This window comes from Luteibacter sp. SVR4-7G, assembly GCF_056755555.1.
Map to the genome: position 1 here is coordinate 17,798 of NZ_JBPGXO010000050.1, position 10,995 is coordinate 28,792.

Annotated in this window: 8 protein-coding genes; 5 read left to right on the forward strand and 3 right to left on the reverse strand. The window is 65.8% G+C overall.

Translation table 11 applies throughout. The annotated features are described in order from the left end of the window. Positions 1-368: 368 nt before the first annotated feature. Complete coding sequence (locus ACR9ZH_RS16150) at positions 369-953, forward strand: hypothetical protein (RefSeq protein WP_481291780.1); 585 nt, start codon at positions 369-371, stop codon at positions 951-953. 225 nt (positions 954-1,178) lie between these two features. On the opposite strand, the gene lptG is transcribed toward ACR9ZH_RS16150, so the two are convergent. Beyond that, on the reverse strand, positions 1,179-2,276 hold the full coding sequence (gene lptG / locus ACR9ZH_RS16155) for an LPS export ABC transporter permease LptG (RefSeq protein WP_481291781.1): 1,098 nt from the start codon (positions 2,274-2,276) through the stop codon (positions 1,179-1,181). Beyond that, entirely contained in the window at positions 2,276-3,379 is a 1,104-nt protein-coding gene (gene lptF / locus ACR9ZH_RS16160) for an LPS export ABC transporter permease LptF (protein WP_481291782.1), read from the reverse strand. Before lptF ends, lptG begins: the two co-directional genes overlap by 1 nt. Positions 3,380-3,476: 97 nt before the next feature. On the opposite strand from lptF, the gene ACR9ZH_RS16165 reads away from it, so the two are divergent. Together ACR9ZH_RS16165 and ACR9ZH_RS16170 are read left to right on the forward strand one after the other, a co-directional pair. Beyond that, positions 3,477-4,970 carry a leucyl aminopeptidase gene (locus tag ACR9ZH_RS16165; protein WP_481291783.1) on the forward strand — a complete coding sequence of 498 codons (1,494 nt, stop codon included), beginning with the start codon at positions 3,477-3,479 and terminating at the stop codon, positions 4,968-4,970. A gap of 10 nt (positions 4,971-4,980) precedes the next feature. Next, positions 4,981-5,403, forward strand: coding sequence for a DNA polymerase III subunit chi (locus ACR9ZH_RS16170; RefSeq protein ID WP_481291784.1), 423 nt, complete (start codon positions 4,981-4,983; stop codon positions 5,401-5,403). Positions 5,404-5,478: 75 nt separating this feature from the next. Here the strand turns inward: ACR9ZH_RS16170 and ACR9ZH_RS16175 are convergent, their stop codons facing one another. Continuing rightward, positions 5,479-7,623 carry a M13 family metallopeptidase gene (locus ACR9ZH_RS16175; RefSeq protein WP_481291785.1) on the reverse strand — a complete coding sequence of 715 codons (2,145 nt, stop codon included), beginning with the start codon at positions 7,621-7,623 and terminating at the stop codon, positions 5,479-5,481. Positions 7,624-7,858: 235 nt separating this feature from the next. Between ACR9ZH_RS16175 and ACR9ZH_RS16180 the strand changes: the two genes are divergently transcribed. Beyond that, a complete protein-coding gene (locus ACR9ZH_RS16180; RefSeq protein WP_481291786.1) occupies positions 7,859-9,517 on the forward strand; it encodes a phospholipase C in 1,659 nt (552 codons plus the stop codon). Beyond that, a partial coding sequence (locus ACR9ZH_RS16185) for a multicopper oxidase family protein (protein WP_481291787.1) occupies positions 9,510-10,995 on the forward strand: 1,486 nt, incomplete at its 3' end. The genes ACR9ZH_RS16180 and ACR9ZH_RS16185, both read left to right, overlap by 8 nt.

The window sequence follows — 10,995 nt, forward strand, 5'->3', positions numbered from 1 at the left end:
AGCAACATGGGCCCGAGTTCGGAATTGGTGGCACCGGGGGAAGTAGTATTCGCGGTGATGTCCACTGGAGTTCGTATGGGTGCGTCAAATGATGAATAGCCTACTTCGCCTCACTAGTTTTTTAGTGGGCGCGTATGGGATGTCATTTGGCATTTCGTTCGTGATTTTTATCGTTCTCGTTCTTTTCGAGGACTTCGATGTGGCACGAAAGGTGTGGTTCGAATTCTATCTACCTTTTCTATTGCTTCCGCTGACACTGGCGATATGCGTGAAGTACATGAAGTGACGTGAGCTTGAGAGAGTCCAAAGGGGCGACCCTGCAAGCTGATCTTCTTATGGGTGTTCGGTGTGAGATGGATAGAACTCGTATGCTCAACGCGGTGATCGGAGCGAGCGTTGCGGCTACGGTTCTCGCGTTTGCCATTGGTTTTGCGGCAATGGCTTTGGGCATGGCGCGAGCTGGCGACTACATCGTGGACTTGTACGTCGCCTTCTTGCTGATCGGCGTACCAATGGGACTCTTATGGTTTCGGCGTCTGGATGTTCGCGCGCGCTTGACGCCGTTGGAACGCGATATCGTGACCATCGCTGCCATGGAACTTCCGCGAAGTGAAAGAGATGCTTGGGATCAGCAGGTGCAAGCTATTGCGCGGGTGGATCGGGTCCTGTCAGGTGATGAAGTCAAATTCCATCTGAAGGGGACAGGGCGAAATCCATACTTGCCCTTACCCTTGCTCATTAATCGGAACAACTTTGCTGTTGCTGTTTTGAAATTGACTTTTCCGAGGCTTGGAGCGGCGGTAGAAGCGACGGTCTGGTGTGATAAAGGTCGGTTATCTGCAATCACGTACAAAGGTGACGTCGCTTTGTCCGTTGCGACCATGGACGCGGCGTCATTGACCGAGGTCAGGGTAACTGGCGTGACAGTAGAAGGCGTCACCTCGGGCGGCTGATAAAAGCTGTGCCACAAAGCGCCTCGTAGTTCGCCCAGCCTTAGGGTTATGGCTTTGGCTGCAATGCTGGATTGCCCGCAACGCGCTGATCCCCGCTGGGCGCAAGAGCCCGCACGGTCAGGACATCGTGATGGGCGGCGAGGATGAGTCGCTGGGTCCCTGCCTTCGCAGGGACGACTCGTGGCGGGATGGTGGGATGTCGTTCTGGAGCCGTACGCGGGCTGGCTAGCCGAACCGCCTGAAATACGCCAGCGCGCCCACGATCAGCAACGACGTAGGCAACAGGTTCGCCAACAACGGCGGCAGCCCGTACACCGTGCCGAAGTTCACCATCGCGCCCTGCAGGAAGTACCAGCCGATGGCGAGGATGATGCCGATGAAGAGGCGCTTGCCGAGGCCGCCGGAGCGCAGCGAGCCGAAGGCGAAGGGCATGGCGCAGAGCACCAGCACCAGGGTGTTCACCGCGAACAGCGCGCGTCCCCAGAAGGCCACGGCGTAGGCGCCGGGATTCTGCCCGTTGGACTCGAGGTAACGCATGTTGCGGCGCAGGTCGCTCATCGAGAGGTATTCGGGGTGGATCACCGACTGTTCGAGCACGTGCGGGTTGAGCCGGGAGGCCCAGGTCTGCGTGTCTTCGTGGGTGGAGTGCGTGCCCGTGGCGTCGAGCCTGGTGGTGCGCACGTTCGACATCACCCACTTGTTGCCGTCGTGGATCGCACTGTCACCGTGGGAGAAGGTCTTGACCTGGCCGTCCGGCGTGAAGTCGTAGACGCGCACGTCCACCAGCTTCACCGTCGCGCGGTCGCCGTCCTGAGTGGCGATGGCGGACTTGGCGTTGATGATCTTGCCGCCGTCGCGCGCCCACAGGCCGCTGCTGGTGGAACCGAGGTTGCTGGAGCGCATGCGCACCTGGATGGCCTGCGCGTGCTGGTCGCCATAGGGCGCCACCGTCTCGCCCATCACGACCACGGCGAGGGTGAGGACGGCGACCACGCCCGCGGCCGACACGGCGATCCGCAGCTTGGACATGCCGGCGGCGCGCAGGGCGGTGAGTTCGCCGGTGGCGGCGAGGCCGCCCAGGCCCAGCAGGCCGCCGATGAGCGCCGCGTTGCTGAACATCTGGTACAGGCGCCGGGGCACCGTGAGCATGATGTACGCGATGGCGTCGTAGAGCGTGAAACCGTTCTTGCCGATGTTGCCGAGCTGGCGCACGAACTGGGTGAGGGCATCGAAGCCCGTCAGCACCAGCCACACGAGGAGGAGGGTGCCCAGGACGCTGGCGCCGATAAGCCGGTCGGCACGCTTGACGGTTAGCGTGGCCATCAATGGGCTCCCTTCACGCGGCGGGGAGCGTTCTGCCGCCAGAAATACCAGGCCGCCACGCCGAAGACGATGGCATGCAGCACCCAGATGGGGGCGGAGGTGTGCAGGTGGCCCTTGATGATCTGCGCGCGCGCGATCAGCTGCCACACCACGTAGAGGAAGTAGGCCAGCACGGCGATGAGCAGGCGGCCGTAGCGCGCGTCGCGGGGCGCCTGCCGCGACATCGGGAGCACCATCATCATCAGCACCAGGGTGCTGACCGGGGCCGCGAAGCGCGACACCAGCTCGCCCAGGTTGTCCGGGGTCAGGGACTTGAACAGGTCGGTGGTGGACGACTCGTGGGCAGGATCGGTGTCTTCGTCGTCGTCCGTGATGCTGGACAGCGAGATGTCGTTGCGCTCGTACTTCATGCGCCGCCAGTTGTCGGCGCCTAGCGGGATCTCGAACTGCCAGCCGTCGAACAGGGCGAGGAAGCGGCTCTGGCCGTCGCTTTCCTGGTACATGCGGCCGTTCTTCGCGTTCACCACGCGGACCTGCGGCTTGCCGTCGCTGTCGGTGCGATCGGTGGCGAGGAAGGTCTTGCCCAGTACGGTGCCGTCGCGGCTCAAGGTATCCACGAAGATGATGCCGCCCTTGCCGGGCAGTTCGGTGAAGCGCCCGGCGTCGAGGCCGGCGGCGATCACGGACTTGTTGGCGGCGGCGATCACCTGGTCGGCGGTGCGCGAGGAGAGCGGCCCCAGCCAGAGGGAGACCAGGCCCACGACGATGGTGGCCGCCACGGCCAGCAGGGTCACCGGGCGGAGCATGCCGCGCGGGCCCATGCCCGAAGAGGCCAGCACGTGCATCTCGCTCTCGCGGTACATGCGGCCCAGGGCGATGAGGGTGCCCAGGAAGGCCGACATGGGCAGGAGGGTGGAGAGCAGGTCCACCATCTGCAGGCCCAGGACCTCGAACATGACGCTGGGCTGGATGCTGCCGTTGGCAACCTTCTGCAGGACGGTCGCGAACGCGCCGCCGGCGAAGATCACCAGCAGCACGATGGCCGTCGCGAGGACCCCATAGGCCAGCTCGCGCAGGAAATAACGGTCGAGGATGCTGAGCATTTGATAGAATTGGCGGTTCGTGCCGCGTCAGTCCCTGCCGGCAAACCACAAGTCTAGCCTGTCCGGGCCCCGGCGGGCTTTCGCAGGACAGTTAGCTATGACGGTTCAGTTCAGCCTCGGTTCCAACGCTCCCGAAACGACCGCCACCCCGGTAGCGGTGGTCGGCGTCTACGAGAACGGTGTCCTGACCAGCGCCGCGGCGCGGATCGACACCGCCGCCGACGGTGCCGTCAAGCGCCTGGTCGAAGCGGGCGATGTCACCGGGAAGGTGGGCAACCTCGTCACCCTGCTGCACCCGGCCGGCGTGGCCGCCGCCCGTGTGCTCATCGTGGGCCTGGGCGCGCAGAAGTCCTTCGACGCCGCGCGCTACCAGCGCGTGACCATCGAGGCTGCCCGCGCCATCGGCCGCCTGCCGGTCACCGAGGCGGTCAGCTGGCTGCCCGAGATCGATGTGCCCGGCCGCGACGCGGCCTGGCGCCTTCGGGTCGCCGCCCTGGCCACCGACCATGTGTCCTATCGCTACACCGCCACGGTGAAGCCGCGAGACAAGGCGCAGCCGGAACTGGCCTCGGTCACGCTGGTCGGTCCTGCCGATGGCGCAGCCGGCCTCGACGAGGCCCGCGCCATCGCCGAGGGCGTGCGCTACGCCCGCGAACTGGGCAACCTGCCCCCGAACATCTGCAACCCCGATTACATCGCCGACCAGGCCCGCGCTTTCGCCGACGCCCATGAAGGCGTCACCTTCGAAGCGCTCGACCGCGCCGACATGGAGCGCGAAGGCTTCGGTTCGCTGCTGGCGGTGGCCCGTGGCTCGGCCAATGCACCGCGCCTCGTCATCCTGCAGTGGCAGGGCGGCAAGGAGGGCGAGCGTCCCTACGCCTTCGTCGGCAAGGGCATCACCTTCGACACCGGCGGCGTCAGCCTGAAGCCGGGTCCGGGCATGGAAGAGATGAAGTTCGACATGTGCGGCGCGGCCGGCGTGCTCGGCGCCTTCGTGGCTGCGGTGAAGATGCGCCTGCCGGTGAACCTGGTCTGCGTGGTGCCGGCGGTCGAGAACATGCCGGACGGTGCGGCATACCGTCCCGGCGATGTCCTCACCAGCCTGTCCGGCATCACCATCGAAGTGCTGAACACCGACGCGGAAGGCCGCCTGATCCTGTGCGACGCGCTGACCTACACGGGCAAGCGCTTCGACCCGCACACCATCATCGACGCCGCGACGCTCACCGGCGCCTGCGTCGTGGCCCTCGGCAAGCACGCCAGCGGCCTGATGACCAAGGACGAGTCGCTCTCTGCCGAGCTTCTCTCCGCCGGCGAAGCCACCCTCGACCGCGCGTGGCGCCTGCCGCTGTGGGACGACTACCAGAGCCAGCTCGATTCGGGCTTTGCCGACGTGGCCAACATCGGCGGCAAGTACGCCGGCGCCATCACGGCGGGCTGCTTCCTCGCCCGTTTCACGGAAGGCCGCCGCTGGGCGCATCTCGACATCGCAGGTACCGCGTGGGAAGAGGGCCGCAAGGGTCTCGCCACCGGCCGCCCGGTGCCGCTGCTGACCCAGTGGCTGCTCGACCGCGTCGCCGCTGCCGGCTGATCCCCGTCCGATGCCGCGCGCCGACTTCTACCTGATCGACAAGCCGCGGTTCCGCGAGAATCCGCTCCTGCTGGTCTGCGAACTCGCCAAGCGTGCGTTCGCGGCCCAGCAGCCCACGCTGATCCTCACGCGGGATTTCGAACAAGCCGAAGCGATCGATGCCCAGTTGTGGGACCTCGGCGAGGACGCCTACATCCCGCACCAGCTCGCCGGTGACGAGGACGATGCGAGTTGTCCCATCCTCATCGTGCCGCCGGGCGTCGATACGGACGATCGTCCCCTGGTGATCAATCTGCGCGATACCTGCGCGCCGGGCAGCTTCGACCGCGTGCTCGAAGTGGTCGCGGCCGAGCCTGCGGAGCGCGAGGGTTCGCGCGCGCGCTGGACGCAATACCGCCAGGCGGGCTTCGAGGTCAACAAGCACGACATGTGACGTGCGCCGCATGAAAAAGGCGCCGCACTCGCGTGCGGCGCCTTCGGCCATCGCTTCAGCGACGGGGTCGCACGCTTACCAGATCTTCACCTGCTTGTCGGAGGCACGGACCATCTTCGCGTCCGGCTTGCACTGGAACGCCGTGGCGAAGGCTTCCATGTTCGACGGTGCGCCAATGGCGCGCAGCGACGCCGGCGCGTGCGGATCGACGTTGAGGTACAGCATCGCCTGCTTCTCGCGGACGCTGCCGCGCCACACGCGGGCCCAGTTCAGGAAGAAGCGCTGGTCCTGGGTGTAGCCGTCGATCTTCGACTGGGCTTCCTGCGGGTTCTTCTTCAACGCTTCCTGCAGGGCGTCGTACGCGACGTTGAGGCCACCCAGGTCGGCGATGTTCTCGCCCAGGGTCAGCTTGCCGTTCACGTGCAGGTCCGGGTGGTCCTTGATCGGCGCGTAGTCGTTGAACTGCGCCACCAGCTTGCCGGCGCGCTCGTCGAACTTGGCGCGGTCTTCCTTGGTCCACCAGTTCTTGTTGTTGCCGTCGCCGTCGAACTGGCTGCCCTCGTCGTCGAAGCCGTGGCTGGCTTCGTGACCGATCACGGCGCCGATGCCGCCGTAGTTGATCGCGTCGTCGCCGTTGGCGTCGAAGAACGGCGGTTGCAGGATCGCGGCCGGGAAGTTGATCGTGTTGTCGGTCGGGTTGTAGTACGCGTTGACCGTCTGCGGCGTCATGCCCCACTCGAGGCGGTCGGTCGGCTTGCCGATCTTCGCGATGTCGTAGTGGTAGTTGAACTTGCTGGCGGCTTCGACGTTGGCGAAATAGTCTTCGCCGTTGATGTCCAGGCCCGACCAGTCACGCCACTTGTCCGGGTAGCCGATCTTCGGCAGGAAGGTGTTCCACTTCTGGATGGCCTTCTGCTTGGTTTCGTCGCTCATCCAGTCGAGCTTCTCGATGCGTGCCTTGAGCGCGTTGCGCACGTTGTCGACCAGCTCGTTGGCGCGCTGCTTGGCTTCCGGCTTGAACACCTTGGCCACGTACAGCTGGCCAAGGGCCTCGCCCATGGAACTGTTCACCGTGCCGAGCACACGCTTCCAGCGCGGCTTCTGCTGCGGCTGGCCGGCGAGGGTCTTGCCGTAGAAGTCGAACTTGTTGTCCTGGAACGTCTTCGACAGGTACGGCGACGCGCTGTCGATGGCGTGGAAACGCAGGTAGGCCTGCCAGGTGGACACCGGCGTGGACGCCAGCATCTTGTCGAACTCCTTGAAGAACTTCGGCTGCGACACCGAGAAGCCCTTGTCGATCGTCACGCCCTGGGCGGCGAAGAACTTTTCCCAGTTGAAGTGCGGCGTGAGCTTGTTGGCTTCGGCGACGGAGACGAAGTGGTACTGGTTCTCCGGCGCGCGCAGTTCCACCGGGGCGAGCGAGGCCGCGGCGAGCTGGGTCTCGAACTTCATCACGTCGTCGGCCTGCTTCTTCGCGTCGGCTTCGGGCACGCCGGCGAGGGTTAGGGTCTTGGCGATGTAGGCGAGGTAGGCCTTGCGGTTGTCGGCCTGCTTCGGATCGGTGTAGTAGTCGCGGGTGGGAAGGCCGAGGCCGTCCTGCTGCGCGTAGGCGATCTGCATCTTCGCGTTCTGGAAGTCCGCGCCCGAGCCGAAGCCGAACACGTAGCCGTTGCCTTCATTGAAACTGGCGTCGAGGAAGTCGACGATGTCCTGCGGGGTCTTGAGCGCGTCGATCTTCGCCAGTTCAGGCTTCAGCGGTTCGACGCCCGCCTTCTCGATCGCGTCTTCGTTCATGCCCGAGCGGTAGAGCAGGCCGATCTTCTGTTCGATCGAGCCGGCCTTGGCATTGGCCGCGCCCTTGTTCATGGCATCGACGATGTCGTGCTGGGTGTTCAGGCTGTTTTCGGCCAGCTGGTCGAAGGCGCCCCAGCGGGTACGGTCTTCGGGAATAGGATTGGCGGCCACCCACTTGGCGTTGACGAAGCCGTTGAAGTCGCTGCAGGCGTCGATCCCGGTGTCGAGGTCGGCAATGTTGAATGTCGGGCCTGCCGGCGTGGCTGCCGCGGCGGTGCCGGCGGCGGCGGGTGCCGCGGTCGACGTCGGCGACGGCTGGCTGCCTCCCGGCGCCGACGTGTCGCCATCGTTGTGCTTGCTGCACGCCGTGCCGGCGAGCGCGATGCTGAGCGCCAGCGCCAGCGGCTTCAGATACTGCTTGGTCATGGATGTCCCTCTTCTTGGTGACTGACGACGCCCCCGGCGCCGCAGGGCTCCGAGCATAGCGGCTGGGGGTGCCGCGCAGGGCCGACTGTGACGAAAGTCATGGTTGGCGACATTTCGCAATAACTCGCGACGGGTGTCCCGCGGCTGTCACGCCGGCTACCTAGGATGAGCCCACCGCATGGCAGGGGGTGCGGCCGAGGGCAACCAACGAATCCCATCACGAGGAGCATCCGTCATGCGCAAGCTACTGGCCGCGGGCATCGCCTGCGTGCTCTCCCTTTCCGCCGCGTCCATCTTCGCGGCCCAGCAGGCCCACGGTGGCCACGGCGACACGCACACCGCCACGCCGATCAAGCACCTGGTGGTGATCTTCCAGGAGAACGTCTCCTTCGATCATTACTTCGGTACCTATCCCTTCGCCGAGAATCCGAAGGGCGAACCGGCCTTCTACGCGCGCCCGTTCACCCCGCCGGTGAACGGCCTCGACCACCGCCTGCTTACGAAGAATCCCAACGCCCGCAACTCCGCCAACGGCGACGCTGCGATCAATCCCTTCCGCCTTACCCGCGCGCAGGCCGCCACCGCCGACCAGGACCACGGTTATACCGCCGAACAGCGCGCCTTCAACGGCGGCAAGATGGACCTGTTCCCGAAGTACACCGGCCGCGGCGAAGTCCTTCCGGGCGGCGATGCTTCCGAGGAGGGCAAGGGCCAGGTGATGGGCTACTACGACGGCAATACCGTCACCGCGTTCTGGAACTACGCGCAGCACTTCGCCATGAGCGACAACAGCTACAACACGACCTTCGGGCCGTCGTCGCCGGGTGCTGTCAACCTCATCTCGGGCCAGACGGCCGGCGTGTCGGCCACGCTCAACGGCACCGGTGCCACCACCGATGACGGCAACGGCGGGCTCACCCTGATCGGCGATCCCGATCCCATCGGCGACATCTGTTCCTCGCCGACGGCCAGCCAGGTCAGCATGGGCGGCCGTAACATCGGCGACCTGCTGAACGATCGCGGCATCACCTGGGGCTGGTTCCAGGGCGGTTTCGACGTAAGCCGGACCAATCCCGACGGCAGCAGCGGCTGCACGCGGCGCACGCTGTCGAAGGTGACCAACAGCACGTCCAACGACTACAGCCCGCACCACGCGCCGTTCCAGTACTACCCATCCACGGCCAACCCCACGCATGCGCGCCCGGCCTCGGTGGCCGCCATCGGCCACAGCGGCGACGCGGCGAACCACCAGTACGACATCGAGGACTTCTACGATGCGCTGGACGCGGGCAACCTGCCGGCCGTGAGCTTTCTCAAGGCGCCGGCTTACCAGGACGGTCACGCCGGTTATTCCGATCCGCTGGACGAGCAGGCTTTCGTGGCCCACGTGATCAACGCGCTGCAGCAGAGCGACGAATGGCGTGACACCGCGGTCGTGATCGCCTACGACGACTCCGACGGCTGGTACGACCACCAGGAGCCGCCGCACGTGAACGGCTCGCGTGGCAGCACGGATGCGCTGGACGGCGACGGCGTGTGCAAGGGCCACGGCACCTTGCCTGGCCTGGACGGCAAGACGCCGGCGCAGGGCCGCTGCGGCTTCGGCCCGCGCCTTCCGCTGCTGGTGATCTCGCCGTGGGCGCGCGAGAACATGGTCGACCACACCGTCACCGACCAGAGCTCGGTCACCCGCTTCATCGAGGACAACTGGCTCGGGGGCCAGCGTATCGGCGGCGGTTCCAGCGACGCGCAGGCGGGACGCCTGGACAACATGTTCGATTTCTTCATGCCGCGGCTGTTCGAGCGCAAGCTGATCCTGGACGAATCCACCGGCCAGCCGAAGCAGCAGGGCGGATGGCCGTTCTGGCCGTTCGGGAACGGTGGGCATGGTTGATCGCCGCCGCTTCCTGGCGACGGCGGGCTGGATGGCCGCGGCGGGGTGGATCCCGTCGCGGCTTTTCGCGCACGACATGCATGCGATGCCGGCCGGCAAGGTCGGCAACGATCTCTGCATGCATGCGATGGGCGACGTCACGCATATGCCGGGACTCGTCGATCCCGCGAAGCTGACGCCGTTCGTCGACGCCTTGCCGTTGCCGCCGACCATGTATGCAGAGCCGGGCAAGCCCTTGCATGTGCGAATGGCGGAAACCATGCAGAAGCTGCATCGCGATCTGCCGCCGACCCCGTTGTGGACGTATGGCGGACATTACCCTGGGCCGACGATCGAGGCGCGCAGCGGACAGCCCATCGACGTCGTTTGGGAAAACGCGCTGCCGAAGAAGCACCTATACCCGGTCGACCATTCGATCTGCGGGGCGGAGGCGGACAAGCCGGAGGTGCGCGCCATCGTGCACCTGCACGGCGCCAAGGTCCCGCGCAAGGACGATGGCTATCCCGAAGACTGGTACGTGCCGGGAGCCTCGCGGCGGCACCATTACCCGAACGCGCAGGACGCGGCGACGCTCTGGTACCACGACCACGCGATGGGCATCAACCGGCTCAACATGTACGCGGGCCTGATGGGCCTGTACCTGTTGCGCGACGACCACGAGCTGTCGCTGGGCCTGCCGTCCGGCGAACAGGAGCTGCCGCTGGTGCTGGCCGATCGCCTGCTGCGCCAGGACGGACACCTCTACTACCCCGACTCCGGCGACGCGAACGCACCCTGGGTGCCGGAGGTGTTCGGCAATCTCTCCCTGGTCAACGGCGTGATCCTTCCGCGCGCCGACGTGCAGGCGAGGCGCTACCGCCTGCGTGTGCTGAATGCAGCCAACGGGCGGTTCTATCACCTGCGTTTCCGCGACGGGCGTCCGTTCCAGGTCATCGGTTCGGACCAGGGCCTGCTGGCGGCACCGGCCGCGATGACCTCGATATTCCTGGCACCGGGAGAGCGCGCGGACATGGTGGTGGACTTCGCGAGCCTCCGCGGTGGAGCGGTGGAACTCATGAACGACGCGCTCCCGCTCATGCGTTTCGCCGTGGGGCAGGGCGTCGTGCGCGACGAAAGCCGCGTGCCGGAGGTGTTACGCGAACTGCCGCGGCTGACCGCGGCTGGCGCATCCAGGGCACGGGAACTCACCCTGGACGAATACAGCGATTGCGTGGCAACACCGATGCTGATGCTGTTAGGCGGCAAGCGCTGGCACGATCCCGTGACGGAAACGGTGAAGCTGGGCAGTACGGAAGCGTGGAGCCTGGTGAACCTCACCGAGGATACGCATCCCATCCACCTGCACCTCGTCCGCTTCCAGATCCTCGATCGCCGGCCCTTCGACGTGGACGAGTACATGGAGAAGAAGACGCTTCGCTTCCTCGGTCCCGCCCAGGAACCGCCGCCGCACGAACGGGGCTGGAAGGACGTGGTCCAGG

Coding starts and splice junctions, on each gene's coding strand:
- ACR9ZH_RS16150 (WP_481291780.1), top strand. CDS start 369: ATGCTCAACGCGGTGATCGGAGCGAGCGTTGCGGCTACGGTTCTCGCG.
- lptG (WP_481291781.1), bottom strand. CDS start 2,276: ATGGCCACGCTAACCGTCAAGCGTGCCGACCGGCTTATCGGCGCCAGC.
- lptF (WP_481291782.1), bottom strand. CDS start 3,379: ATGCTCAGCATCCTCGACCGTTATTTCCTGCGCGAGCTGGCCTATGGG.
- ACR9ZH_RS16165 (WP_481291783.1), top strand. CDS start 3,477: ATGACGGTTCAGTTCAGCCTCGGTTCCAACGCTCCCGAAACGACCGCC.
- ACR9ZH_RS16170 (WP_481291784.1), top strand. CDS start 4,981: ATGCCGCGCGCCGACTTCTACCTGATCGACAAGCCGCGGTTCCGCGAG.
- ACR9ZH_RS16175 (WP_481291785.1), bottom strand. CDS start 7,623: ATGACCAAGCAGTATCTGAAGCCGCTGGCGCTGGCGCTCAGCATCGCG.
- ACR9ZH_RS16180 (WP_481291786.1), top strand. CDS start 7,859: ATGCGCAAGCTACTGGCCGCGGGCATCGCCTGCGTGCTCTCCCTTTCC.